This is a genomic window from Alphaproteobacteria bacterium (assembly GCA_041396705.1).
In the GTDB taxonomy this organism is placed as follows: Bacteria; Pseudomonadota; Alphaproteobacteria; order CALKHQ01; family CALKHQ01; genus CALKHQ01.
Window position 1 is genome coordinate 12,950 of the sequence record JAWKYB010000013.1, and the last position, 25,976, is coordinate 38,925.

At 70.2% G+C, this 25,976-nt stretch carries 25 protein-coding genes and 1 pseudogene; 16 read left to right on the plus strand and 10 right to left on the minus strand.

Going from position 1 to position 25,976, the window contains the following annotated elements; all coding sequences use genetic code 11:
* Window positions 1-100 precede the first annotated feature (100 nt).
* From R3F55_18075 to R3F55_18095, 5 genes are all read left to right on the plus strand, one after another.
* A complete protein-coding gene (locus R3F55_18075) occupies window positions 101-280 on the plus strand; it encodes a DUF3553 domain-containing protein (GenBank protein ID MEZ5669302.1) in 180 nt (59 codons plus the stop codon).
* A gap of 39 nt (window positions 281-319) precedes the next feature.
* Window positions 320-2,038, plus strand: coding sequence for an NAD(P)H-dependent oxidoreductase subunit E (locus R3F55_18080; protein ID MEZ5669303.1), 1,719 nt, complete (start codon window positions 320-322; stop codon window positions 2,036-2,038).
* The gene (gene fdhF, locus R3F55_18085; protein ID MEZ5669304.1) at window positions 2,035-4,803 is read left to right on the plus strand and encodes a formate dehydrogenase subunit alpha; all 2,769 of its coding nucleotides are present in this window, start codon (window positions 2,035-2,037) and stop codon (window positions 4,801-4,803) included. Before R3F55_18080 ends, fdhF begins: the two co-directional genes overlap by 4 nt.
* A 13-nt stretch (window positions 4,804-4,816) precedes the next feature.
* On the plus strand, window positions 4,817-5,635 hold the full coding sequence (locus R3F55_18090; GenBank protein ID MEZ5669305.1) for a hypothetical protein: 819 nt from the start codon (window positions 4,817-4,819) through the stop codon (window positions 5,633-5,635).
* Between the two features lie 176 nt (window positions 5,636-5,811).
* On the plus strand, window positions 5,812-6,456 hold the full coding sequence (locus R3F55_18095) for a hypothetical protein (protein MEZ5669306.1): 645 nt from the start codon (window positions 5,812-5,814) through the stop codon (window positions 6,454-6,456).
* A gap of 21 nt (window positions 6,457-6,477) precedes the next feature.
* Here R3F55_18095 and R3F55_18100 read toward each other — a convergent pair whose 3' ends face one another.
* On the minus strand, window positions 6,478-6,807 hold the full coding sequence (locus R3F55_18100; GenBank protein ID MEZ5669307.1) for a DUF962 domain-containing protein: 330 nt from the start codon (window positions 6,805-6,807) through the stop codon (window positions 6,478-6,480).
* 179 nt (window positions 6,808-6,986) lie between these two features.
* On the opposite strand from R3F55_18100, the gene R3F55_18105 reads away from it, so the two are divergent.
* The 3 genes from R3F55_18105 to R3F55_18115 all read left to right on the plus strand — a co-directional run bounded on the left by R3F55_18105 (window position 6,987) and on the right by R3F55_18115 (window position 10,015).
* Entirely contained in the window at window positions 6,987-8,012 is a 1,026-nt protein-coding gene (locus R3F55_18105; GenBank protein ID MEZ5669308.1) for an aspartate-semialdehyde dehydrogenase, read from the plus strand.
* 23 nt (window positions 8,013-8,035) lie between these two features.
* A complete protein-coding gene (locus tag R3F55_18110) occupies window positions 8,036-9,445 on the plus strand; it encodes a tetratricopeptide repeat protein (protein MEZ5669309.1) in 1,410 nt (469 codons plus the stop codon).
* 84 nt (window positions 9,446-9,529) lie between these two features.
* Window positions 9,530-10,015: a hypothetical protein gene (locus R3F55_18115; protein ID MEZ5669310.1), complete on the plus strand. Its 486-nt coding sequence runs from the start codon at window positions 9,530-9,532 to the stop codon at window positions 10,013-10,015.
* A 26-nt stretch (window positions 10,016-10,041) separates the two neighbouring features.
* Here R3F55_18115 and pdxY read toward each other — a convergent pair whose 3' ends face one another.
* Window positions 10,042-10,914: a pyridoxal kinase PdxY gene (gene pdxY, locus R3F55_18120; GenBank protein MEZ5669311.1), complete on the minus strand. Its 873-nt coding sequence runs from the start codon at window positions 10,912-10,914 to the stop codon at window positions 10,042-10,044.
* A 209-nt stretch (window positions 10,915-11,123) separates the two neighbouring features.
* Here pdxY and R3F55_18125 point away from each other — a divergent pair, with 209 nt between their 5' ends.
* Window positions 11,124-11,672: a hypothetical protein gene (locus R3F55_18125; protein MEZ5669312.1), complete on the plus strand. Its 549-nt coding sequence runs from the start codon at window positions 11,124-11,126 to the stop codon at window positions 11,670-11,672.
* Between the two features lie 3 nt (window positions 11,673-11,675).
* On the opposite strand, the gene R3F55_18130 is transcribed toward R3F55_18125, so the two are convergent.
* The 5 genes from R3F55_18130 to R3F55_18150 all read right to left on the minus strand — a co-directional run bounded on the left by R3F55_18130 (window position 11,676) and on the right by R3F55_18150 (window position 17,647).
* A complete protein-coding gene (locus tag R3F55_18130) occupies window positions 11,676-13,031 on the minus strand; it encodes an SAF domain-containing protein (protein ID MEZ5669313.1) in 1,356 nt (451 codons plus the stop codon).
* A 16-nt stretch (window positions 13,032-13,047) separates the two neighbouring features.
* Complete coding sequence (locus R3F55_18135; GenBank protein MEZ5669314.1) at window positions 13,048-13,842, minus strand: phytanoyl-CoA dioxygenase family protein; 795 nt, start codon at window positions 13,840-13,842, stop codon at window positions 13,048-13,050.
* 66 nt (window positions 13,843-13,908) lie between these two features.
* Window positions 13,909-15,114, minus strand: coding sequence for a glycosyltransferase (locus R3F55_18140; protein ID MEZ5669315.1), 1,206 nt, complete (start codon window positions 15,112-15,114; stop codon window positions 13,909-13,911).
* Complete coding sequence (locus R3F55_18145; protein MEZ5669316.1) at window positions 15,111-15,884, minus strand: NTP transferase domain-containing protein; 774 nt, start codon at window positions 15,882-15,884, stop codon at window positions 15,111-15,113. Before R3F55_18145 ends, R3F55_18140 begins: the two co-directional genes overlap by 4 nt.
* A complete protein-coding gene (locus tag R3F55_18150; GenBank protein ID MEZ5669317.1) occupies window positions 15,881-17,647 on the minus strand; it encodes a phosphotransferase in 1,767 nt (588 codons plus the stop codon). The genes R3F55_18145 and R3F55_18150 overlap by 4 nt, the downstream gene beginning before the upstream one ends.
* 162 nt (window positions 17,648-17,809) lie before the next feature.
* Between R3F55_18150 and R3F55_18155 the strand changes: the two genes are divergently transcribed.
* The 7 genes and pseudogenes from R3F55_18155 to R3F55_18185 all read left to right on the plus strand — a co-directional run bounded on the left by R3F55_18155 (window position 17,810) and on the right by R3F55_18185 (window position 23,243).
* Window positions 17,810-18,205, plus strand: a complete 396-nt coding sequence (locus tag R3F55_18155; GenBank protein ID MEZ5669318.1) for a hypothetical protein — start codon at window positions 17,810-17,812, stop codon at window positions 18,203-18,205.
* Window positions 18,206-18,253: 48 nt separating this feature from the next.
* Window positions 18,254-18,946, plus strand: a complete 693-nt coding sequence (locus R3F55_18160; protein MEZ5669319.1) for a peptidoglycan-binding domain-containing protein — start codon at window positions 18,254-18,256, stop codon at window positions 18,944-18,946.
* A 38-nt stretch (window positions 18,947-18,984) separates the two neighbouring features.
* Window positions 18,985-19,398, plus strand: coding sequence for a hypothetical protein (locus R3F55_18165; GenBank protein MEZ5669320.1), 414 nt, complete (start codon window positions 18,985-18,987; stop codon window positions 19,396-19,398).
* A gap of 81 nt (window positions 19,399-19,479) precedes the next feature.
* On the plus strand, window positions 19,480-20,613 hold the full coding sequence (locus R3F55_18170) for a PLP-dependent aspartate aminotransferase family protein (GenBank protein MEZ5669321.1): 1,134 nt from the start codon (window positions 19,480-19,482) through the stop codon (window positions 20,611-20,613).
* 89 nt (window positions 20,614-20,702) lie between these two features.
* A pseudogene (gene nhaA, locus R3F55_18175) lies at window positions 20,703-21,906 on the plus strand (Na+/H+ antiporter NhaA).
* A 137-nt stretch (window positions 21,907-22,043) separates the two neighbouring features.
* Window positions 22,044-22,586 (plus strand): carbonic anhydrase, encoded by a 543-nt coding sequence (locus R3F55_18180; protein ID MEZ5669322.1) that lies wholly within the window; start codon window positions 22,044-22,046, stop codon window positions 22,584-22,586.
* Between the two features lie 267 nt (window positions 22,587-22,853).
* Window positions 22,854-23,243, plus strand: coding sequence for a hypothetical protein (locus R3F55_18185; protein MEZ5669323.1), 390 nt, complete (start codon window positions 22,854-22,856; stop codon window positions 23,241-23,243).
* 90 nt (window positions 23,244-23,333) lie between these two features.
* Here R3F55_18185 and creD read toward each other — a convergent pair whose 3' ends face one another.
* From creD to R3F55_18200, 3 genes are all read right to left on the minus strand, one after another.
* On the minus strand, window positions 23,334-24,752 hold the full coding sequence (gene creD, locus R3F55_18190) for a cell envelope integrity protein CreD (protein ID MEZ5669324.1): 1,419 nt from the start codon (window positions 24,750-24,752) through the stop codon (window positions 23,334-23,336).
* Between the two features lie 101 nt (window positions 24,753-24,853).
* Window positions 24,854-25,258 (minus strand): hypothetical protein, encoded by a 405-nt coding sequence (locus R3F55_18195; GenBank protein MEZ5669325.1) that lies wholly within the window; start codon window positions 25,256-25,258, stop codon window positions 24,854-24,856.
* 82 nt (window positions 25,259-25,340) lie between these two features.
* Window positions 25,341-25,967 carry a LysE family translocator gene (locus R3F55_18200; protein ID MEZ5669326.1) on the minus strand — a complete coding sequence of 209 codons (627 nt, stop codon included), beginning with the start codon at window positions 25,965-25,967 and terminating at the stop codon, window positions 25,341-25,343.
* Window positions 25,968-25,976 lie beyond the last annotated feature (9 nt).

The following is a 25,976-nucleotide window of genomic DNA, read 5'->3' on the forward strand; positions in this document are numbered from 1 at the left end:
TGTTGCTTAAGAATAAAGGCTTTGCTAACCGTCGACCGACCCGCGGGGCCCGACCGCGCGGCGCGGCCGGGGCCGGGCGCGGCCGCCGATGGAGCCCGAGATGGACAGCGCACTAACCCCTGGCGTCTTCGTGCGCCACCCCGGCCGGCCGGACTGGGGGCTGGGCCAGGTGCAGTCGGCCGTCGACGGGCGCATCACGGTCAATTTCGAGCATGCCGGCAAGCAGGTCATCAACGCGGCCATGATCTCGCTCAAGGCGACCGACCCCGATGCCGACTAGCGCTGGACGGCGCAGCGTCCGCCCAGGAAGGAACCGATGATGGCCGACGATCAGCAACGACCAAGCGCAGAGCAGGTGCAGCGCCGGATTCACCCGGGCACCGGCCGCCGCAGGGGGCTGGCGGCACCGAAAGGGCGGCAGTACGACGAAGACGCGTTGCAGGAGGTCGTCGCGCTGATCGGTGCCGGCCCGCACCGGCGCGACATGCTGATCGAATACCTGCACCGGCTGCAGGACCGCTATGGCCATCTCGCCGCCCGCCATCTGGCCGCCCTCGCCCACGCGACGCGGCTGGCGCTGGTCGAGGTCTACGAGGTGGCCTCGTTCTATGCCCATTTCGACATCGTGCTCGACGACCAGACGCCGCCGCCGGCCTTGACCGTGCGGGTCTGCGACAGCCTGACCTGCGCGATGATGGGGTCGGACCAGCTGCGCGCCGCGCTGGTGGACTCCCTGGGCGCGGATGTGCGGGTGGTGCGGGCGCCGTGCATGGGGCGATGCGACAGCGCGCCGGTGTGCGAGGTCGGCCATCGCCATGTCGGCCTGGCCACCGCAGCGACCGTCGCCGACGCGGTACGCGAGGGGCATGTCCATCCCCTCAATCCGCCCTATCCCGGCCTCGACGCCTATCGCGCCGCCGGCGGCTATGCCTTGCTGCAGCGTTGCCGCGACGGCGGGCTGGGCGCCGACGCGGTGATCGAGACGCTGGAACGGTCCGGCCTGCGCGGCCTCGGCGGGGCCGGCTTCCCGACCGGGCGCAAGTGGCGCTTCGTGCGGCAGGAGCCGGCGCCGCGGCTGATGGCGATCAACGCCGACGAGGGCGAGCCCGGCACGTTCAAGGACCGTCACTACCTGGAGACCGACCCGCACCGCTTCCTGGAAGGCACGTTGATCGGCGCCTGGGTGGTGGAGGCGTCGGACGTCTATATCTATCTGCGCGACGAGTATCCGGGCCTGCACGCGGTGCTGGCCGAGGAGATCGCCGCGCTCGAGGCGAGCGGGCTCGCCGACGGCGTGCGCCTGCACCTGCGCCGCGGCGCCGGCGCCTATATCTGCGGCGAGGAGTCCGCGATGCTGGAGAGCATCGAGGGCAAGCGCGGGCTGCCGCGGCACAAGCCGCCCTTCCCCAGCCAGGTCGGCCTGTTCGGCCGGCCGACGCTGATCAACAACGTGGAGAGCGTCTACTGGGTCCGCGCGATCCTGGAGAAGGGCGCCGACTGGTTCGCCGGCCACGGACGGCACGGCCGCAAGGGCCTGCGCTCGTTCTCCGTCTCCGGACGGGTGAAGGAGCCGGGGGTCAAGCTGGCGCCGGCCGGCATCACGGTCCGCGAACTGATCGACGAATATTGCGGCGGCATGGCCGAGGGCCACCGCTTCAAGGCCTATCTGCCGGGCGGCGCGTCCGGCGGCATCCTGCCGGCGTCGATCGACGACGTGCCGCTGGACTTCGATACCCTGCAGGCGCACGGCTGCTTCATCGGCTCGGCCGCGATCATCGTGCTGTCGGACCGGGACGACATGAAGGCGGTGGCGCTGAACCTGATGCGCTTCTTCGAGGACGAGAGCTGCGGCCAGTGCACCCCCTGCCGGGTCGGCACCGAGAAGGCGGTCACGCTGATGGCGAACCGGCACTGGGACGCGCCGTTGCTCGAAGAGCTGTCGCGCACCATGATGGATGCCTCGATCTGCGGGCTGGGCCAGGCGGCGCCGAACCCGCTGCTCAGCGTCCTGAAGCACTTCCCGGAGGAGGTCCGATGACCGGACGGATCAGCTTCACCCTCGACGGCCGCGCGGTCGAGGCGGCGCCGGGCGAGAGCATCTGGCAGGTGGCGCAGCGCGAGGGCGTCGCGATCCCGCACCTGTGCTACGCCGACGAGCCCGGCTATCGCGCCGACGGCAACTGCCGCGCCTGCATGGTGGAGATCGACGGCGAGCGGGTGCTGGCCGCCTCCTGCATCCGCAAGCCGACCGATGGGATGAAGGTCACCACCGCGACCGAGCGGGCCAAGACCGCGCGGCGCATGGTGATGGAACTGCTGCTGGCCGACCAGCCGGCGCGCGAACGCGCCCACGACCCGGAGTCGCGGCTGTGGCAATGGGCCGACCGCATCGGCATCGCCGACAGCCGGTTCCCGCACAGCGAAAGCCCGTCGGCCGACATGAGCCATTCGGCGATGGCCGTGCAGCTCGACGCCTGCATCCACTGCAACCTGTGCGTCCGCGCCTGCCGCGAGGTCCAGGTCAACGACGTGATCGGGATGGCGCTGCGCGGCCCGCACGCCAAGATCGTGTTCGACTTCGACGACCCGATGGGCGACAGCACCTGCGTCGCCTGCGGCGAATGCGTCCAGGCCTGTCCCACCGGCGCGCTGCTGCCGAATACGGTGCTGGATCGGGACGGAACGCGCGCGCTTCGGGCCGACCGCAGCGTGGATTCGCTGTGCCCCTATTGCGGGGTCGGCTGCCAGCTGACCTATCACATCAAGGACGACCGCCTGCTGTTCGTCACCGGCCGCGACGGCCCGTCGAACCAGCAGCGGCTTTGCGTGAAGGGCCGCTTCGGCTTCGACTACGTGCACCACCCCCACCGGCTGACGGTGCCGCTGGTCCGCAAGGACGGCGTGCCGAAGTCGGCGGAGGACCAGGTCGACCCGGCCAATCCCTGGACCCATTTCCGCGAGGCGAGCTGGGAGGAGGCGCTGGACCGCGCGGCGACCGGCCTCAGCCGCATCCGCGACGGGCATGGCGGCAGCGCGCTGGCCGGCTTCGGCTCGGCCAAGGGCTCGAACGAGGAGGCCTATCTGTTCCAGAAGCTGGTGCGCATCGCCTTTGGCACCAACAACGTCGACCACTGCACCCGGCTCTGCCACGCCTCGTCGGTGGCCGCGCTGATGGAGACTATCGGCTCCGGCGCCGTCACCGCGCCGTTCTGGGAGTGCATGAATTCCGACGTCATCGTCGTCATCGGCGCCAACCCGACCGTCAACCATCCGGTCGCGGCGACCTTCATCAAGCAGGCTGCCAAGCGCGGTGCCGAGCTGATCGTCGCCGACCCGCGCGGCCAGGGCCTGTCGCGCCACGCCACCCACCGCCTGCAGTTCCGTGGCGGCACCGACGTGGCGCTGCTCAACGCCATCATGCACGTCATCGTCGCCGAAGGGCTGGTCGACCAGCAGTATATCGACGGCTACACCGAGGACTTCGCCAAGCTGAAGGCCCATGTCGCCGAATTCGCGCCGGAGGAGATGGCGCCGATCTGCGGCATCGACGCCGAGGAGATCCGCACCGTCGCACGCAAGATCGCGCGGGCGAAGGCCGCGCTCATCTTCTGGGGCATGGGCATCAGCCAGCATGTGCACGGCACCGACAACGCCCGCTGCCTAATCAGCCTGGCGCTGATGACCGGACATGTCGGCCGGCCGGGCTCCGGCCTGCATCCGCTGCGCGGCCAGAACAACGTGCAGGGCGCGTCCGACGTCGGCCTCATCCCGATGGTGTTCCCCGACTACCAGTCGGTGGAGAACCCGCAGATCCGGGCGCATTTCGAGGAGGTCTGGGGTGCCGCGCTGGACCCGAAGCGCGGGCTAACCGTGGTCGAGATCGTGAACGCCATTCTCGCCGGCCAGATCCGCGGCATGTACATCATGGGCGAGAACCCGGCGATGTCCGACCCCGACCAGCACCACGCCCGCCAGGCGCTGGCCAGGCTGGAACACCTGGTGGTGCAGGACATCTTCCTGACCGAGACGGCGTTCCACGCCGACGTGGTGCTGCCGGCCAGCGCCTTTCCCGAGAAGGACGGCACCTTCACCAACACCAACCGCCAGGTGCAGATGGGCCGCAAGGCGCTGCCGATGCCCGGCCAGGCACGGCAGGACTGGGAGCTGGTCCAGGAGATCGCCAGGCGCATGGGGCTGGACTGGCGCTACGCCCATCCGCGCGACGTGTTCGCCGAGATGCACGCCGTGATGCCCTCGATCAAGGGCATGAGCTGGGAGCGGGTCGACCGCGAGGGCTCGGTGGTCTACCCGGTCGACAGCCTGGACGAGCCCGGCCATGAGGTGATCTTCGGCGACGGCTTCCCCACCGCCAGCGGCCGCGGCCGTTTCGTGCCGGCGGACGTGCTGCCGCCGGACGAGGTGCCCGATGCCGCCTACCCGCTGATCCTGACCACCGGCCGGATCCTGGAGCACTGGCACACCGGCGCGATGACGCGCCGCTCCGACGTACTCGACACCATCGAGCCCGAGCCGATGGTGCACGTCCATCCCGGCCAGCTTGCCGAGCTGGACCTGGCCGCCGGCGCCATGGTCGAAGTCGAGACCCGGCGCGGCGCCATCGCGCTGAAGGCACGCGCCGACCGCGACGTGCCGCGCGGCGTGCTGTTCATTCCATTCTGCTACAACGAGGCGGCGGCCAATATCCTGACCAACCCGCAGCTCGACCCCTTCGGCAAGATTCCGGAGTTCAAGTACTGCGCGGCGCGGCTGCGCGGCATGGCCGAGGCCGCAGCCGCGGAATAGCGGCAACGCACCCGTGCAGGTCGCGGCGGCACGGAAAACAGGTCCATATTTCAGATCGTTAACCGCTTCCGGTGCACAATCCGGCGGGATTGTGGATCGGAGCCGCGAAATGGGCCTGCCGTCACCGGAACAGCTTGCCGAGCTCGGCAAGCAGATCGCAAAGCAGGGGCAGCTCTGCCATGGCGCCTGGGAAAAGTTCAAGAGCGTGCAGGCCGCGCTCCGCGCCAAGCTCGGCCCGATGGCGATCCAGCAGGCGGCGACGCACGCCATCTCCGCCGCCGGCGTATCCAGCGGCGTTCACGTCGGCGTCGCGATCGGCGGCGTGGCGATCGGCACCACGCTCGCCCCGATCGGAGCGGCGCTGGGGCCCTGGATCGGCGCAGCGATCATCGCCAACCAGGCGGGCAAGATCTTCAGCCTGTACGACCTGAAGGCCGACGCGCAGAAATCCCGCGCCGGCAATGTCGACTATACCTGCCGCTGCGGCGCGTGCGCGTCCAACATCGGCTATGTCATCGACAAGAAGGAACGCAATGCGGCGCTGGTCGCCATCTCCGTCGGCACGGTCGGCGCAGCCACGATCTTCAAGGGCATTCATTCCGCCGGCAAGAAGCTGTACTCCAAGCTCGTGGGCCAAGTGCGCCCGAAGGAGCGGGTGAGCCGCGACCTGGTCACGTCGGCGCGCGGCGGCTGCACGGCCGCGATGGGCGCCGTGTTCCTGCTGTCCGGCAGCTGGAGCCTGACCGGCGATCGCGATGCCGAGACGATGACCACCGCGGTGGCGATCCTGACCTCCGACGACGGCTGGGAGAAATTGCGCAGCCTGTGGTGACGCGACCGTGGCAGCGGACCGGAAACGGATTTGCCGGCCGGCCGCTGCGCACCCAAGCGCAACGGATCGCGCAGCGGGTATCGGCTCCGGTCCCGGCGAAACGCGAAAACAAGGCGGTGCAAACCATTGTGGCTTAGTCTGCGGCGCGGACGATTAGCCGCGACGCGGAGGATGTCATGGCCGACGTGACCGAACTGCTGCCCGACTTCCCGGGTTTTGCCTGCCAGTACGATCCGAACAAGAACCCGTTCTTCCGGCCGATCATGGTCGAGAACCTGCGCAAGCTGAAGTCGGTCGATCTCGGCCGCAAGCTTCTCGACGACATCGCCGGCGCCAACCCGCGCCAGCGCGGGGACTTCCCGCCGGGCGTCAACGTCATGGCGGTGCCGACCGAAATCCATTTCGTCCAGTCCGGCCACCGCCTGGAGGCGGTCTACGAGGAAGATCATTCGCGGACCGTCACCGGCATGTCGCCGTCGGCCAACCCGGCCTATGCGCCGGACGGCTGTCCGTTCTGGATCGACGGCGGCAGCAGCAATGCGGCGGTGGACACCATGGCCGCCGGCAACGGCACCGGCAGCGTCTGCTTCATGCGGTTCCACAACGCCCAGGTGATGACGCGCAAGGGCGAGAAGGCAGACCCTTACATCGTGCTGGGCCACGAGCTGATCCACTCGCTGCTCGCGCTGACCGGCACCACCAAGGACGGCCGCGACGAGGAGCTGTGGACCACCGGCCTCGGCGCCTTCGCCGACGAGCCGATCTGCGAGAACATGCTGCGCAAGGCATTCGGGCTGGCCTTGCGGGCAAAGTACTTCTAGCCGGCGGGCCGGACCGCCGGGCTATGCCAGCCCGTGGCGCCTCAGTTCCGGCTCCAGCCGGCCTGCGCACCACAGGGCGAACATGCGGAAGTCGCTGACCAGCGACCAGACCGGATGGATGAATGTCGCCGGCCTGTTGTGCTCCACGAAGAAGTGGGCATACCAGGCTGGCGCATAGCCGGCGATCGGCACCGCGATCAGCAGCCACCACCATTGCAGCGCCAGCGCTAGCACCAGCAGCGCAAGCGCGAGCGCGGTGCCGAACAGGTGGATCCGGCGGGTCGCCGGCTTGGCGTGCTCCCCCAGGTAGAACGGCCAGAACTCGCGATAGGTGGAACAGCGCGCGGCCATGCCGTCCTCCTTGCCGTGCCGGCCGGCCCGCGCCGCAAGCGGCGCATTGCAACTGCCGGTCAAAGTCTCTATGTCACACGCCGGTGCCGGCGTGGCGCGGGCATGATGCCATCGTCGCCGGCCGCCGCACAGCCCCTGCGGAGGCGGGCCTGTGCCGGCACAGTCACTTGGAGTGAGAAATGGGTTATCGGGTCGCGGTGGTCGGTGCCACCGGCAACGTGGGACGCGAGATGCTGAACACGCTCGCCGAGCGGCAATTTCCGGCCGACGAAGTGGTGGCGCTTGCCTCGAGCCGTTCGATCGGCAGCGAGGTTTCCTTCGGCGAGGACGACATCCTCAAAGTGCGCGATCTGGCGACCTACGACTTCAAAGGCATCGACATCGCCCTGTTCTCGCCCGGCGCCAAGGTCTCGGCGGAGCATGCGCCGCGGGCGGCGCGGGCCGGGGCCGTTGTGATCGATAACACCTCGCATTTCCGCATGGACCCCGACGTGCCGCTGGTGGTGCCGGAGGTCAACCCGGGCGCGGTCGGCGGCTATGCCAAGCGCGGCATCATCGCCAACCCGAACTGCTCCACCATCCAGATGGTGGTGGCGCTGAAGCCGCTGCACGACCTGGCCACGATCACGCGCGTGGTGGTGTCGACCTACCAGTCGGTCTCCGGCGCCGGCAAGGCGGGGATGGACGAGCTGTTCAACCAGACGCGCGGCGTCTATGTGAACGACCCGATCCGCCCGGAGAAATTCACCAAGCAGATCGCCTTCAATGTCATTCCCCACATCGACGTCTTCATGGAAGACGGGTCGACCAAGGAGGAATGGAAGATGGCGGTCGAGACCCGCAAGATCCTGGACCCGAACATCAAGGTCCAGGCCACCTGCGTGCGGGTGCCGGTGTTCGTCGGCCATGCCGAGGCGGTGACCGTGGAATTCGCCGAGGCGCTGAGCGAGGAAGCGGCCCGCGCCGCCCTGCGCGAGGCCGACGGGGTCGGCGTCGTCGACCACCGGGCCGACGAGGGCTATGTCACGCCGGCCGAGGCCGCCGGCGAGGACAAGGTCTATGTCAGCCGGCTGCGCAAGGACCCGACCGTCGCCCACGGGCTGTCGATGTGGGTCGTGGCCGACAACCTGCGCAAGGGTGCCGCCACCAACGCGGTGCAGATCGCCGAGCTGCTCACCCGCGAGCACCTGCGCGCGGCCGCCTGACCGCGAGACGCGGGCGGCGGCCGATGGCGAATCCGCGTCAGCCGCCGCCTGCCGCCTCGCGCGATCCGCTCGCCGCGATGCGCGCGGGCGCCATCAAGCTGCATCAGGCCGGCAAGGCGGCGCAGGCGATCGCGCTCTACCGCGACTATCTGCGCCAGCGGCCCGGCGACGTCGGCATCTGGTGCAACCTCGGCGTCGCCCATCGCGAACGCAAGCAGCTGGCGGTGGCGGAGGCCTGCTATCGCCGGGCTCTGGAGCTGTCTCCGGGCGACCCCGCCGCGATGGGCAACCTCGGTAACGTGCTGAAGGACCTCGACCGGCTCGACGAGGCGATCGCGCTGCACGAGCGCGTCGTCGCCGCCAGCCCGGACGACGAGCGGGCGCGGCACAACTATGCGATCGCCCTGCGCGAGGCCGCGCGCTATGCCGAGGCCGCCGACCAGTTCGACCGGCTGGTGACGGCGCAGCCCGGCAACGCCACCTATCGCTGGGACCGGGCGCTGGTGCTGCTGCATCTCGGCCGCAGCGCCCAGGGCTGGGCCGACTACGAGGCCCGGCGCGAGACCGGCGACGTCAAGCCGCGTCCCTACAAGGCCCCGGAATGGAACGGCGAGCCCCTGGCCGGCCGCACCCTCTATGTCCATCCCGAGCAGGGCTTCGGCGACACGCTGATGGCGCTGCGTTTCCTGCCGCAGCTCAAGGCGGCCGGCGCCACCGTGGTGCTGGAGTGCAAACCGCCGCTGCGCCGCCTGCTGGAAGGCGTCGCCGGTGCCGACCGGCTGGTCGCGCCGGAGGACCGCTTCGCCGACTTCGACTACCATTGCTCGCTGATGGGCATTCCCCGCCTGGTCGGCGCCGATTGCGCGGCGCCGCCGCCGCCGGCGACCCTGACCATCCCGTCGGCCGCCACCGCTCGGGTCGCGCCGCTGGTGGCGCCGGGCGGCAGCCGGTTCAAGGTCGGCGTGGTGTGGTCGGGCAGCGTGACGTTCAAGGGCAACGCCAAGCGCGCGGTGACGGTCGACCGCTTCCTGCCGTTCGCCGCCGTTCCGGGCGTGCAGCTCTACAGCCTGCAGAAGGGGCCGCGCGAGGGCGACCTCGCCGAGTCCGGCGCCGATTCGCTGATGATCGACATCGGCACCAAGGTGGAGGACTTCGCGGAAAGCGCGGCCGCCATCGCAGCGCTCGACCTGGTCATCATGACCGACAGCTCGGTCGCCCACCTGTGCGGCTCGCTCGGCAAGCCGGTGTGGAACCTGCTGCCCTATCACCCCTACTGGATCTATCCGGTCGACGGCGATCGCACGCCCTGGTACCCCTCGATGCGGCTGTTCCGCCAGCAGACCCCGGGCGACTGGGATGCGGTGTTCGACCGGGCACGCAAGGCGCTGGCCGCCGTCGTGGACGAACGGGACAGGCCCGCCGAGCGCGGCTGACCCCGGGGGAACCGTCGTCGGTCCGCCGCGTTCCCGTCCCGGAACCCGGCGGCAAGCGTCCGCCGGCACCATGCAGGAGCCCGCATGCCGCCATCCCTCCGTTGCCGCGCCCGCTGCGGCATCCTCGTCGCAGCCCTCGCCGCGCTCGCCGGCTGCTCGCTCGGCCGCGAGACCGCGCAACAGGGCGCCGGGCTGGGCGTCGGCATCACCGCCGGCACCGCGACCGGCAATCCGATCATCGGCCTGGCCGCCGGCGTGATCGCCAGCTGGAGCGCGTCGACCGCCTTCGACATCTACGAGGAACAGCAGCTGGATGCGCTGCAGCAGGCGATCGCAACCGCCACCTCCGACGCCGAACCCGGCGACGTCATCGGCTGGGCCGGCGGCGGACATTTCGGCAGCCTGGAAGTCGTGCGCGAGTTCGGCCTGGAAACGCGCTGCCGCGAGATCATCTTCTCCCGCGACGACGGCGACGACACCCGCATCCTGGTCGCCACCGTCTGCCGGCGCGACGACGGCTGGCACTGGGCGGTGCCGCAGCCGCGCGCCGACCTGGACGGCCTGTTCTGACGGCGATGCGGCGCCCGGCCGTCCGCTCAGGCGACCTTTGCGGCGCGGAAGCGGCCGCCCGGCCGCGACGACGCGATCGCGTCCTGCGCCGCGATCAGCTGCAGTTCGCGCGTGCCCGCGGCCGCGGTCGCCTCGAAGATCGCGTAGATCGCCTCGGTGGCCGCCTCCAGGGCCGCCTGCCCGGACCCGTGCCGCAGCAGATGCGCCAGGAACAGCGCGGTCGTGGCGTCGCCGGATCCGTTCGGCGCGATCGGGAACTCCAGGCGCGGCGTCCGGATCAGCCAGGCGCCGTCGGCGCCCGCCAGCAGCATCTCGATCGCGTCGTCGGGTGCGTCGGAGCGGATCAGGCTGGTGACGAGCACCCACTCCGGGCCGCCGGCCCTGAGCATGGCGGTGGCGGCGAGGGCGGCCGCCAGCGTGTCGGTGCGCGTGCCGGTCATCAGTTCCAGCTCGAACTGGTTCGGCGTGACCACCCGCGCGGCCGGGACGGCGCGGGCAGCCATGAATTCGGGGATGCCCGCGCGCACGAACACGCCACGGCCGACGTCGCCCATCACTGGGTCGCAGCAGTAGAAGGCGGCGGGACTGGCGGCGCGCACCCGCGCCACTGCATCGAGGATCACCTCGCCCAGCGCCGGTGTGCCCATGTAGCCGCTGAGCACGGCCGCACAGCCGCCGAACACGCCGCGCTCGTCCATGCCGAGCACCACCCTGGCCAGGTCGTCCGGCGCGAACACCGGCCCGCGGAACGACGGATAGCCGGTGTGGTTGGAGAACATCACCGTGTGGATCGGCCAGACCTCGTAACCCAGCCGCTGCATCGGAAACACGGCGGCGGCGTTGCCGACATGGCCGAAGGCGACATGGGACTGGATCGACAGGATCGCGGGAGGCGGCATGGTTGACTTCATCGGTGGACGCGGCCGGCCGGTCCGACGGCTCAGCGGGCCGCGCGGTTCTGGCCCATTTTCGACGACACGGCAAGCCGTCCGGCGGGCAGCCAGTGCGCCGGCACGGCGATTCCACTCGGTCCAAATGGAATTTGAGACGCGCGCGAGAAATCTACCTGAAAATCGAATATTAACACGCCTCGGGAAATAGTCGCGACATGCGCAAAACGATGCCCCCTGCTGCCGTCGTTCCACCGTCGAGCCAACGCGAGAACTCGTCGCTGACGGGTGCGGTGGTCTCGCGGCTGGACGACGACATCGACTGCACGAGCGAGAAAGTCCGCTACATGTTCGAGTGGTGGCGGCGTGCGGCCGGCGGCCTGCCGCCCTATTGGTCGCAGTTCGACATCACCGACCACCCGTCGATCATCGCCAGCGTGTTCCTGGTCAAGCGGCTGGCGGCGCGCTCGTGGTTCTTCACGCTGAAGGGCGAGGAGGTGCACGCGCTGTTCCCGTCGGCGAAGACGCCCGATTCGATCGACGGCAAGTCCGACAGCCGCTGGGCGAAGGACCTGGTCGACTATTACGAGGAAGTGGCTGCCACCGGCCGCTGCCACATGGTCCGCGGCACCATCACCGGCCTCTACGGCGAGGAGATCGACATCGAGTCGATCGACTGTCCGTTCCGCGAGGGCGATTTCGGCCGCATGGCGATCCTCGGCGTGATCGAGAAGATCGCGGTTCGGCCGAAGCAGGCCACGGCCTGAGCGTCATTCGGCGGCGTCGGCCGCCTCCGGCGCATAGGCCAGTTCCATCTCACGGCGCAGCCTCACCGCCGCCTCGCTCTCGTCCAGCGCCACGTCGGCCCAGCGGACCGGCTGGCCGGCCTTGACCGGGTGCAGCAGACGGGCCTTGTCGGCAAGGCCGATCGGCAGGCCGCCGACCGCAAGCGACCGTTCCGCCGGATAGAGCTTGCCCCACACGGTGTAGCCGCCCTCGCCGTCGAGCACCTCGCCGGGCGCGAGGTCGCGCTTGGCGGTGGCCACCACGTCGCCGAGCCAGGCCTGGGCCGCACCCGTCGCCTCGCCGCGCGCCGCGATGCTGGCCACCGACACGCCGAGCTCCAGCCCGATCAGATGGTAGGGCCGCCACAGCGCGCTGCAGCGGCCCGACGGGTCGGTGATCAGGCCGTATTCGCCGAAGCAGCGCGCGGCATAGTCGTTCGGTGCCTCGAAGGCGACATAGACGCCCCAGCGCAGGTCGCCGACAACCGCCCGGCCGTCCCACTCGTCGCTGGAAACGACCTCGACCTGGCCCTTGTGGTGGAGGAAGCCGCCGTCCGCCTTCGGCCGCATCATCCGGGCAAGGTCGTGGACCCCGCAGGCAGGAAAGCCGAGGCCGGCCGGGCTCGGCGTCAGACCGGTCGCGTTTGCGACCGCCGCCATCTCGATGCCGGACTTGGTGCCGTCGAGGAAGGAGTTGAACATCTTCGGGTTCATGCCGCCGGCCGCGGCCCGCTCGGGCGTCAGGCCGTAATAGCCCCACACGGTGTCGGGCGTGGACTGGTGGAATTCCGGCCGATAGCGCGTGCCCTTGCCGGCCGCGGTGACGGTCAGGCCGCAGGCGCGCGCCCAGTCGACCTGCTCGCAGATCAGCGCCGGCTGGTCGCCATAGGCCAGCGAATAGATCACCCCGGCGGCACGCGCGCGTTCCGCCAGCATCGGCCCGGCCAGCGCATCCGCCTCCACGTTGACCATCACCAGGTGCTTGCCCCGCTCGAAGCAGGCCAGCGCATGGCGTACGCCCGCCACCGGGTCGCCGGTGGCGTCGATCACCACCTCGATCCGGTCCTCGGCCAGCATGGCGTCGACGCTGTCGGTGACCCAGGTGCCGCCGTCGCGCAGTGCCTGGTCGAGGTCGGCCGCATCGCCGCGGCCCGCCGGCCAGCCGACCGCAGCCAGCCGCGCGCGGGCGCCGTCGGGCCGAAGGTCGGCGATGGCGGCGACATGGATGCCGGCCATGTGCGGCACCTGCGACAGAAACATGGCGCCGAACTTGCCGGCGCCGATCAGGCCGACCCGCACCGGCCGGTCGGCCCGTGCGCGCATCAGGGCATGCAGGTTCATCTCGACCTTCCGTGTTTCACGCCGCCGCGGCGTGGACCAGTTCGTCCAGGCAGTCGTCGGCCAGGCAGGCGATCGGCGCGAAGTCGCGGTGGGCGATCCATTCCGGGCGCTTGAACTGGCGGATGTGGTTGTCGGTACGGCACAGGCTCAGATAGACGATGGTGCGGTCGAATGGCGACATGTTGCTCGGGCTGCCGTGCACCAGGTTCGCGTGGAACATCAGCACGCTGCCCGCCGGGCCCTTCGGCGCGACCAGGCCGCCATGGGCGACCAGCTTGCGGATCGTGTCCTTGTCGAGGGTCCACAGCGGGTATGAGGTGGTGGTGACGTCGTGTCCGGCCTCGATCACGCCCTGCTTGTGCGACCCGGGAATGAAGATCAGCGGGCCGTTGAACTCGGTCACCGGGTCGATGAACAGCGCGACGTTCATCGCCCGTGCCTCGGGCATCGCGTCGTCGCGCGCCCAGGTGCCGTAGTCCTGGTGCCATTGCCAGACGTCGCCGTCGAAGGCGGCCTTGGCGTTGATCTTGTACTGGTGGATATAGACCGGGCCGCCGAGCAGTTGCTCGACCGGCTCGACCAGCCGCGGGTGGCGACCCAGGCGGCGGAACGCCTCGTTGTAGGTGTGGGCGGCGAAGGCGGTGCGTGCGGTCTTGCCGTCCTTCTCGCGGAACACCTCGGGCCGGTCGAGCGCATAGACCCGGTCGGCCTCGCGCTTCAGCAGCGCGACTTCCGCCGGCGCGAACGCCTCGGGAATCATCAGCCAGCCGTCGCGGTCGAATGCCGCCAACTGGTCTTCGCTGAGCCGCATGCTGTCCTCCGCCGGCCATCGCGCCACGGGCATTTCAGCGGAAATCCGCGGCCGCGGCAATGCGGCTCAGTGCCCCGGCTGGGAGCGCCCGAATCCGTAGTGCAGGTCGATCTGGCCGAGCAGGACCTCGGCCCGGTGGCTCCAGCGGTGAGAAGCCTCCGCCCTTGCCCGGCCGGCCAGCGCGATGGCGGCGAGGCCCGCGGGATCGTCGAGCCGGGACCGCAGCAACGCCGGCAGCGCGTCGAGCCGGGTCCAGCGGTAGAGCAGGATGTCCTCGCCGTCGGCATAGTGGTCGGCATACCACGCGCTGGCATCGGTGCAGACGGCCGCGCCGGCCAGCTGGGCCGCGAACACCCGCTCATGGGCGCCGGCGACGAAATTGGTGTTGGTGTTCAGGCAGATCCGGGTGCGCTGCAGGTGGTGCAGCGTTTCCTCGAAGCTGCCCTCGCCGCCATAGGCCACGTGCGGATGCGCCTCCAGATAGGGCTCCCAGTCGCGGCCGTAGAGGCTGAGCGGCAGGCCGGATGCGCCGATCACGTTCAGCGCCTGATGCCGGCGCAGGCTGTGCACGTAGTCGGTCAGCATCGCAGACAGCCGCCAGAACTGCTGGCGCACCGGGCCGGCGAGCGCGACGTCGAGCGCCGTCAGCGCGCGGCGCAGCCCTTCCTCGACCGGCAGCATGTCGTGGGCCAGGCACAGGTCGGCCGCCGCATCCAGGATCCGGCGCACGAAGGCGCTGGCCAGCCCGGACCAAGGCCGCTCCGGCGCACCGCGATAGGTGCCGGTGAACAGCAGCGCGATGTCGCGCCGGGCCAGGAACCCGTCGGCGTCGGCATCGGCCGGTGCGGTCTCGATGTTGCCGCCCGGCGGCAGTACGCCGGCGATGGCGAAGCGGTCGGCGCCGAACACGTCGTGCAGCCAGGCCAGGTGGCTGCGGTCGATCAGGTCGACGACGACCCGGCTGCCGGCCGCGGCCAGGCGCTTGTGATGGTGCGCCGGGTGGTCGACCACCAGGGTGAGCAGCGGCACCTGGACCACGTCGTAGAACGGCTTGTCGTCGACCGCGACGTCGAGGCCGATGCCGTTGAACGACACCACCGCGCGGCAGCCCTCGTTGAGCGCGCGGATCAGCCGGTCCATGCCGTCGGTGGCGTAGTCGAAGATCCAGGTCGGCTGCCCCAGCGCCTGGAAGGCACGGGCCAGCTGGTCGACATGCAGCCGAAGGGCGCCGTATTGCGACTGCCCCTTCAGCAGGATGATCGGCTGGGTCAAGCAGCGGCCTCGCGCCGGCGGGGGGCGAAGTCGGGTTCGACCGGCACGGTCGCGGCGAATCGCGCGACGTCGTCGGGCGTGCCGAGCGGAACCACCGCCGACGCCGGCAGCCGGCTGAGCCGCACGTCGGCACCCGCCGCGATCATCGCATTGTACAGCGGCGCCACATAGCATTCTCCGGCCTCGCGCGGCGCGCCGCCGCCATAGGTCGCATCGTAGGCGGCGCGGAATGCCTGCCAGTTGGCGAAGCCGTACAGGCCGACGGTGGCGTCGGCCGAGATCCGGCGCTTCTCGCGCACCTCGGCGACCCGGCCGGCGGCGTCGGCGCGGGCGAAGCTCCAGGCCTCGCCGGCGCCGGGAAAGCACGGAATCCAGCCGTCGCCGCGGAACGCGGCAGGGTCGAGTGCGCCTGGCCAGACCAGCGTGTCGACGTTGTAGACCAGCAGGCGTTCCTGCGGGTCGGCGACCGCGATCTCCGCCCGCAGCACGGTGGTGGCCTGGCCGTCGGTCGGGCCGTCGACGGTCACCACCGACCAGTCCTGGAAGCCGGTGGCGGCGCAGGCACGCGCGATGGCGCCGATGGCATTGTCCGCCGCACGGGCGACGAAAACCACCCTGGCGCGCGCCGCGGCGAATCGCGTCAGGCTGTACAGCGACCAGTCGAGCAGGGTGCGGCCGTGCACCGGAATGGCGAATTTCGGCAGGTCGAAGCCGGCGTCGCGGAAGCGCCGCCCCTCGCCGGCCATGGTGACGATGATCGTCGCGGTCATGCGATGCCGGCCTCCTCGGCCAGCCGGCCGAAACGGTCGAGCCCGGTCGCCATCATCGCCACCTGCGCCTGCGGCCGGTCGGCATGCAGCGGCGTCATGCTGACGAACAGCAGCGCCTCGATCAGCCGGATGCGCGGCAGCGCATCGGCCGCGCGCCGTGCCAGCCAGCGGCGGAACAGCGTCTCGACCATGCGATGATGCGGCTGGCGCAGGGTCGCGAAGCGGATGTCGTCGCGCCCGTCGACGTCGACGCGCACCAGGCCGTTGACCAGGAAGTCGTAGCCGCCGACGAAGCTGTGCATCAGCTTGGCGAGGTCGTAGTGCGGGTCGCCGTAGATGTCGAAGGCGCCGAACCGGCCGCGCGGGTCGATGCAGCGCAGGAAGCAGTTGCGCCGGTCGAACAGCAGGTTCGACAGGCAGAAATCGCCGTGCACGACGCTGAACGCGTCGCAGTCGTAAAGCCCGACCGCATCGGCCAGCCGCGGCAGCTGCGACACCATCGCGGCGAGGCCGGGCCGGCGCACGCCGTTGATGGTCACCGTGTCGCCGCCGAACAGCACCGGCAGGCCGTCCGCAGGCAGCGCCGCGATCCGTTCCGCCGTCTTCTGCTGGTACACCGCGCGCAGCGCCGTCGTCAGCGTGCGGCCGTCGGCGGGCGCGTAGCGGTGGCTGGCCATCAGGTCGAGCGCATCGCCGAGCGCCGCCATCACCCGCTCCCACACCCCGCCGTCGTGCGCGCCATACAGGAACATGTCGCTGAGCGCGGGGTAGCCGTAGAACTCCATCTCGACGAACGGGTCGACCGGGTCGAGGTCGTAGTCCAGCACCCGGGGCGCCAGGTGGGCCAGCGTCTTGGGCAGGCGCAGGTACCAGCGGATCTCGTCGACCAGCTTGCCGCTGTTCGCGCTGGTCTTGCGGATCACGCCGCGGCGGTCGCTGACATCGAGTGCATTGAAAACGCGGGCGTTCATGCCCGCCTTGCGCCGGGCGGCGTAGTAGGTGTCGAGATGGCCCAGGTCGGTCCATCCGCGCACCGGCCGCAGCGCGCGCCGATGCGCCGGCGTCGCATTGTAGTGCTCGCGTAGGGCCACATAGAACGGGTCGACGCCCTCGGCAGGGCCCGCGGCGCAGGCCATCCGCAGGCGGACGTGGAAATCGGTGACGTCGGCGATGGCGAAGGCGCCGATCACCACGCCATAGACGTCGTCGCCGGCCTTGTCGGCACCCTTCTCGATGAAGCGGTCGATCGCGCCATCGTCGTCGACGGTGAAGCAGGTCCAGCGGAACAGGTCGACCGCCTGGCCGTGAAAGATCGTGGTCGCGTCGGGGATGGCGCCGTCGTCGAGCTCGACCAGCGTGTCGGCGAACTGGATGCGCAGCTGACGCGGCGGCGGCAGGCCGCGCAGGACCCAGTCGTCCAGCACCGCGCAGACGGTCTCGCCCAGGCTCTCGGTGCGGCCGACGTCGACGCAGGCGGCACCCGTGCCGAACGCGTGCGCGACGTGCTCGCACAGCGGGGCGGCATTCGCCGAAACCGCGATCACCGCGGCATCGACGTCGTTCTGCTCGACGATGTGGGCATAGGCCGGGCGGCCGCGATAGGGCACCATGCCCGTCGGCACCGGCCCGAATTCCGCCTGCAGCTCGGCCGGCGCCAGCGCAGCGCTGGGGACGACCAGCAGGCAGCCGCAGGCCTCGGCCGGCGCCAGGCGCGGCGACGCGATCGTAGCTGTGCTGGTCGGCGGCGCTGCCGATCCGTCCATGGCCGGGGTCCTCGCTTGCGGCGGGCCAATATGGCGGCGTTCAGGGTTAAGGTTCCGTTGCGCCGGCCTTGCCGCCGCGGCGCGACGAAGCGCCTCGCGGACGCCCCAATTCGCCACTAAGCTTCGCGCCCGGATGTGAATGGGAGGAGTCGCGGCGACACCATGACAGCAGCCCAACCGCCTCGGCCGCCTGCATGGTGGGCGGCGATCGGCGCCGGCCTTGCGCTGGTCGGCTGCGCCGATGCGGACGTTCCGGCCTTTGCGGATGCCGACGCCCTGGCGCGGGCGCTGCCGGACACCAGCCTGGTCGGCACCCGGGCGGACGGTGCCGCCGTCTGCCTGTACCATGCCGAGAGCGGCCGCTTCATCGGGCGCGACCCGGCCCTGGTCAGCGGCTCGTGGACGATCGAGGACAACGCCATCTGCTATGCCTTCGAGCAGGGCGGCGACAGGCGAAGCTGCGCGCGAGCGGTGATCTCCGGCGACCGGATCGCCATTTTCGCCGAGGGCGCGCTCGCCGCCGAGGGGCGGCTGAACGAAGGCAACATCTGTTCTTGAAGCGGCCGTGCCGGTCAGGCGCGGCCCACCGATCCCAGGGGGAAGCCGATGAACAAGCAGACCATCTTCAGATCCGCGGCGGCTGTCGCCACCGCGGTCGGCATCGCATCGGCGAGCCTGCCGGCACAGGCCCAGGACCACGGCGCCATGCTCGGGAACTGGTTCCAGGTCTCCGGACCCGGCGGGATCAGGCTGACCGAGAACGGCACGGTCCAGTTCCGCGGCCGCCAGGAGTGGCCGATGACAGCAACGGAATGCACCGCCGGCTTCGAGCATGCGTTCCAGACGGTGAACGGCCAGGCGCTCTATGCCGAACTCAGCGCCGACGCGGTGTTCGACAACGACGGCGTGCCGATCGCGGAGGGGTTGCGCGGGCGCCTGCCGGACGGCGACGTCGCCGTCCTGCACAGCCAGTGCTTCGGCGCATCGGAGATCGGCTCCACCGTCTACTATGCGCTGGTTGCGCCGGACCGGCTGCTGGCGGTTGCCTTCGGCGACGGCATCTACGGGATCGACGACCTGCAGCGCGAGCCGCCAATGGTGCCGCCGCAGTCGCTGGACCAGGAGACCCGCGAGGCGATCCAGTCGGCGCTGAAAGCGCTCGGCTTCTACGAGGACGAGGTCGACGGCATGTTCGGGCCGGCCAGCCGCGCGGCCGTCAGTGCGTTCCAGGCCTCGCTGGGCGACGAGGAGACCGGCATCCTCAATCGCTATCAAATGGACATATTGCTGGGCAATTGATGCCCCGTCCCGCAACTCCCGCACAGAAGGGAACTTCCATGCAGTTCAGATCCATCGCGGTCGCGGCCGGCATCGCACTCGCCTGCGGCGCGGGCTTCGCCGGTGCGGCAAACGCCGAAGACGAGGCGGCGGTCAACAGCGCCTGCCAGGCACTGGGCGCCGAATACGGCCGCATCATCACGCTGGGCAGCGGCGCCACCGCGAACTTCTGCCAGTTCGAGGACAACCGCGGCTGCACGCTGGAGGCGATGGAAGAGGGCTACTGCCCGGAGGGCGGCCGCAAGATCACCGGCTATGCCACCGTGGCGGCCAGCTATTGCGCCTGGCTGGGCGGCGAGGTCTCGATGGTCGATACCATCGACGCCTCGCTGGACGAGATCGAGGGCAGCTGTGCGTTGCCCAACGGCACCACCTGCCTGATCGGCCGGCTCTACTACGGCAGCTGCGAATAGCGCTCGCCTCGCGGCAGGACGCGCAATAGCATCGGTGCGGGCCCCAGCGCGGGCCCGCCCTCCGTTCCAGCGTCCGAGCCGATGACCGATCCACGCACGCGCCTTGCCCATGCCCTGAACGGTTTCGATGCCGCCACCGGCGCCGTCGTGCCGCCGCTGCACCTGGCCACCACCTTCGCTCGCGACGGCGCCTATGCGCTGCGCGCGGCGGAGAACAATTACATCCGCAACGCGAGCCCGACCGTCGATCTGGCGGAGCGGGTGCTCGCCGATCTCGACGGCGGCATCGCCGCCCGCCTGTTCGCCTCCGGGATCGCGGCGATCGCCTGCCTGCTCGACAGCCTCGATGCCGGCGCGCACGTGGTCGCGCCCAAGGTGATGTACTACGGCGCACAGGCGCTGATGCGGCGGCTGGCGGCGAAGGGGCGGATCGCGCTGACCCTGTTCGACCAGAACGATCCGGACGCACTGTCGGCGGCGATACAGACCGGGCGCACCGCCCTGGTCTGGTGCGAAACGCCGTCGAACCCGACCTGGGCGATCACCGACATCGCCGCCGCGGCCGCCGCCGCGCACGCCGCAGGCGCGAACCTAGCCGTGGACAGCACCTGTGCCCCGCCCTGCACCACCCGGCCCCTGCAGCTTGGCGCCGACTTCGTGTTCCATTCCGCCACCAAGTACCTGAACGGCCACAGCGACGTGCTGGCCGGCGTGCTGGTCGCCGCCGCCGAGTCCGCCCGGTGGCATGACATCTGCACCCTGCGCACCATGACCGGCGGCGTGCCGGGGCCGTTCGACGCCTGGCTGCTGATCCGCGGGCTGCGCACCCTGTTCGTGCGGTTCGAGCGGGCCTCGGCCAACGCGCTGGCCGTCGCCCGCCATTTCGAGCGCCACCCGCGGCTCGCCGGCGTGCTCTATCCCGGGCTGACGGACCACCCAGGCCACGCGGTGGCCGCACGCCAGATGACCGGCGGCTTCGGCGGCATGCTGTCGTTGCTGGTGGACGGCGACGGCGCGGCGGCGCTGCGGGTCGCGACCCGCACGCGGGTGTTCCTGCCGGCCACGTCGCTCGGTGGCGTCGAGAGCCTGATCGAGCACCGCAGGACCGTCGAGGGCCCGGAAAGCCCAGTGCCTGCCAACCTGTTGCGACTGTCCGTCGGCATCGAGCACGAGGCCGATCTGATCGCCGACCTGGAGCAGGCTCTGGCCGGCTGAGCGGCATCGCCGCCACGCGTGCCCGCAACCGCTTGATATCGCGTCGCATTCTCCTATCTCTGCTGGAGGGAGACGCAAGGGGAGGCCGCATGCCGCTGCGCGCGATACGGGCATTCATCCAGCACGAGGCGACCGGCGGCATCTTTCTGCTCGCCACCGCGGTGGCGGCGCTGGTGATCAGCAACAGCGGCTGGTCGGCGGATTATTTCGGTATCCTGGATACCCGCGCCACCGTCCAGATCGGCACCTTCGCCATCGACAAGCCGATCCTGCTGTGGATCAACGACGGCCTGATGGCCGTGTTCTTCCTGCTGGTCGGCCTGGAGATCAAGCGCGAGATCGTCGAAGGCGAACTGTCCAGCCTGAGCCAGGTCGCCCTGCCCGGCTTCGCCGCGATCGGCGGCATGGCCGTGCCGGCGGCGATCTTCGTATTGGTCAACCTGGGCACGCCCGACAACCTGAACGGCTGGGCGATCCCGGCCGCCACCGACATCGCCTTCGCGCTCGGCGTCCTCGCGCTGCTGGGCAGCCGCGTGCCGCTGGCGCTGAAGGTCTTCCTGCTGGCGCTCGCCATCATGGACGACCTGGGCGCCATCGTGGTGATCGCCGTGTTCTACACGGCGAACCTGTCGCTGGAATCGCTTGCCCTGGCCGGCGCCGCGGTGATCGCCCTGGTGCTGCTGAACCGGCTCAAGGTCGCGCGGATCGCGCCCTACATCCTGGTCGGGATCGTGCTGTGGGTGTTCGTGCTGAAGTCCGGCGTGCATGCGACGCTGGCCGGCGTCGTGGTTGCGCTGGCGATCCCGATGCGCGACGCCAAGGAAAACTCCGCCGCTGAAGTCGCTGGAACACGCGCTCCTCCCCTATGTCGCGTTCGGCGTGATGCCGATCTTCGCCTTCGCCAATGCGGGCGTGCCGCTGGGCGGTGCGTCGTTCGCCACGCTGCTCGACCCGCTTCCGCTGGGAATCGCGCTGGGGCTGCTGGTCGGCAAGCCGATCGGCATTCTGGGAGCATGCTGGGTGGCCACGCGCCTGCGCGTCGCCAGCCTGCCCGACGGGGTCAGCTGGCCGCGGCTGACCGGCGTCGGTTTCCTCGCCGGCATCGGCTTCACCATGAGCCTGTTCATCGGCAGCCTGTCGTTCGCCGCGCCGGAGGCGGCCGCCGGCGTGCGCCTGGGCGTGCTGGGCGGTTCGGTCGTTGCAGCCGTGATCGGCTATGCGGTACTACGCATGCTGGTTCCGGGCGCCGCCCAGGGCGAACTGATCGAAGCGGACGAGAACACCGCCCAATGACGCAAGGCTTGGCCGAACAGGTTGCGGGAACGATCCCTTCCCGCCTCCTCGGCGGCTATCAGCACTTCCGGGCGGACCGCTATCCGAGCCAGGCCCGCCTGTACCACGATCTGGCCGCCGGGCAGCGCCCCGACCTGATGGTGATCGCCTGCGCCGACAGCCGGGTCGACCCGGCGACGATCTTCTCCGCCCGGCCGGGCGAACTGTTCATTCTGCGCAACGTCGCCAACCTAGTGCCCTCGCCCAGCGGCCGCGGCAGTCGCTCGCTGGGCGCCGCGCTCGCCTTCGCGGTCGGCACGCTGTGCGTCTCCGACATCGTGGTCATGGGGCACGGCGGCTGCGGCGGCATCGCCGCCTGCCTGCAGATGCACGACGGTGTCGACCACAGCGCCGACCACGTCGCGGAATGGATGCAGGAGGCCCTGCCGGCACGCCACGAGGTCGACCGCATGCATCCCGGCGCCGGCGGCGACGCGCGCCAGCGCCTGCTGGAGCACGTCGCGATCATTCACTCGTTGGCCAACCTGGCGGCCTACCCGCCGGTGCCGACCGCGCTGGCGGCCGGCCGGCTCAGGCTGCACGGCGCCTGGTTCTCCATCGGCGAGGGCCTGCTGGAGTGGCTCGACGAGGAGAGCGGCCGCTTCGTGCCGGTGCCGGAGGTCGCGGCCGGCCCGGCATAGGCGCCCGCCCCCAAGCGCCAAGCGGCGAAGCGTTCGTAGACGGCAGTCCGGCTTGCAGCGCGCCGACACGGCTCGCGGCGCACCCTTGCCTCCGTGTGCGTAACCGGGACGGCCGGTCGTCGCTGCACAACCACACCATGGTGCACGTCCTGAACGGCGCCGGTCCTGCGCCGGCCGGTGGCAGGCACGCCACCGTGGAGGGTTTGACAGGATTGCCGAAACCGGAGGATGATCCGGCGACGGTTTTTTCTTCGGGAGTATGGGCTTATGCGCGTAACGATGATCGGCTTGGCGGTGATTGCGGCAGGGGTGGCAAGCTGCGTGCCGGTCGGCCCGGGCAGCTTCGGCCCGACCTATGCCACCGGCCAGCAGATCTACAACACGGTCACCAACTTCTCGGTCAACGGCGCGCTCAACAACGGTGCGGCCTATTGCGAGTATCACGGGCCGACCGGCCAGCTGATGGGCCGCGACGGCCAGGGCAACTACCAGGGCAGCTGGGCAGTGGCCGGCAACCAGATCTGCTATACGATCCCGCAGCGTAACGCGTTCAACAACTGCCAGAACGTGATCTTCCAGGGTCAGCGCGCCACCTTCTATGACGCCGGCGGCGGCGTGGTCGCCAGCGGCAACCTGCTCGGCGGCAACATCTGCTGAAGCGAAGGGCGGCGCCGCGGCGCCGCCCCTGCCAGTTCCGGTTGCCTTTCGGAACCCCGGCCCCTGCCAAGGGCCGGGGTTTTCGTTGCGCTACGCCGCCGGCGCCGCGGCGGGCTGCGGGTCGGACGGTTTCGGCTCGTGCCGCAGGTTCCGGGTCGCCGCCATCGCGACGACCAGCGCGGCGAAGACGACGAACGAGCCGACCAGCAGGGCATAGTCGAGCAGGCTCAGCAGCACGTAGAGCACGACGTAGAGACCGGCGAGGATCGCCGACACCCCCGCCGCCCTGGCAACGCTGCCGAGCGCGCCGACGCTGTACCAGCCGATCGCGGCCAGCACGGCGAGTGCGCCGGCGACATAGGCCGGCAGGAAGCCGACATGCTCCGACAGCGACAGCAGCAGCAGGTAGAACACCGCCAGTGCCGCACCGATCAGGCCGTATTGCACCAGGTGCACCGGCCGGCCGCTCCTGATCTCGACCAGGAACACCGCCAGGAAGGTGAGCCCGATGAACAGGATGCCGTATTTCACCGCCCGCTCGGTCTGGGTGTAGACGTCGACCGGCTGCACCAGTTCGACCGCCAGCGTCGACCACAGCAGATCGTATTCGTGGCTCTCGTGGTCGGTGCGCCAGCTCTGCGGATAGGCCCGCGCCAGGCTCGACACGCTCCATGCGGCGGTGAAGCCGTCGGCGGCGATGTCGTGACTGTCCGGCAGGAAGCCGCCGCCGAAGCTCGGATGCGGCCAGTCCGAGGTCAGACGAAGTTCGGTGGTGGCGCCGACCGGCGCGACCGCCAGGCCGCTGCTGCCGTTGAAGGCGAGCCTGATCGAGAAGTCGACGGCGGAGTCGGCGCCGGCCGGCGAGCCCAGCCCCGCCGCGCCCAGCGGCGCGTGGATGCCGCGGCCGATGCCCTGGGTCGCCTCGCCGGGCCGGAAGGTCAGGCTGCGCCCGCCCCAGGTCGCGACCGGCATCGCCGCGATTGCCGAAACGTCGCTGAGGCCGAGCGCCAGGGTGGCCCGGTCCCACAGGATCGTGCGCTCGACGCCGCGCGCCGGCGGAAAGCCGGCGAAATCCGGCCGGGCGAAGCTGCCGGTCAGGGTCAGTTCGGTGCTGTACAGCAGTGCCTCGTAGATGCCGCGCGCACGGGTCTCCACCGGCACGTCGCCTTCGACGCTGAGCGTTTCCGGCAGGAAAACCGCATGGCCCATCGCGACCTGCGGCCCGTCCTCGGTCTCCGTCACCTCCTGGATCGGCACCACCAGCAGCGGACCGACCACCGCCTGGCGCCGGCCCCAGCTCTCCGCAATGGCGTCGATCGCCTCGGTTTGCCGCTGCGACCGTTCCGCGACCAGCTGTCCCAGCAGGAACAGCGGCACCAGCATCGCGAACGCGATCGCTGCGATCAGGCAGGCGCGTGCCGTGATCCCGGCCGGAAAGCCGCCAAGATCGACACGCTTCTGTTGCCGTGGCCGCTGCGGTGCCGCGTCCTCATGCACCCCGTCCACCATGACATCCCTCCGCCAACTGATTTTCTATGCAGATCACTTTGCATAGCAAAGTTGACGAGTTCAAGACGTATCGTACGGGCGACAGGGTCACGGGACGGCGGTCAGTCCACGCAGAGTTCGGCGTCGGCGATGCCGCCGATGACCTGCTGGTTGCACCCGAACGGACTGTCGGTCGGCTCGCATCGGCCAGTGGCCGGCTGGCCGGACTCGGCACCTGCGCCGGCGACCAGACAGCGGCCGAGACACTGGTCGGAATCGGTGCACGGCGTGCCGGCGTCGGGCAGACGCTGGATGCAATTGTCCCAGCCGAGCAAGCCGACCGGACGGATCTCGCCGCCGACCGCCGCGCAGGCGGCGCGCTCCTCGCCAGTGGCCTGCGGGCCGGCGACCGGCACATGGCGGTAGGACGCCGCACCGTTGGGCCCTGTTCCGGTCGACGGTCCGCCCGCCGACACACAGCCGGTCAGCAAGGCCGCGGCGAGGCCTGCAATCAGTTTCTTGGTCATGATGTTCCCTTCAGATTTCCGCGTGCGACCGTTGCATCCGCCCGCGCAAAGAACAAGCCGACGCGCCGCGGCGCCTCCCGCCCTATTTGTCCTGCAGCGCCAATCTCACGCCGAGAATGCAGTAGATGCCGCCGACAAACTTGCCTTGCCAACGCAGGATCGTCGGGCTGCGGCGCAGGAACGCGCCGACGCGACCGGCGCAAAGCGCCACCGCAACGGTGCTCAGCAGGCCCAGGAGGACAAACAACGCGCCAAGGATGATGAGCTGCAATTCGATCGCGCCATTCTCGGGTCGCACGAACTGCGGCAGAAACGCGAGGAAGAACAGCGCCGACTTCGGGTTCAGCACCTCGGCGATCACCGCCTGCCTGAAGGCGGCACCGGGCGTGACCCTCAACCCGGATGCGGGCAACAGCGCTGCGGACTTCTCCACGATCGCACGGATGCCGAGATAGACCAGGTAGGCCGCGCCGAGATACTTGACGAGCGTGAACAGGAACGCCGACGCCAGAACCAGTGCCGATATGCCGACGACCAGCATCCCGGTGTGAATAAGGTCGCCAACGGCAATGCCGAGTCCGGTCGCCAGCCCCACGCGCGTACCGGCGCTTGTCGCGCGAGCCAGCGTCAGCAAGACCGCCGGCCCAGGGATGAACACAAACCCCAGCAGGATCGCGAGATAGGTCAGCAGCGTCGCCTGGTCGGGCACGGCCGGCGC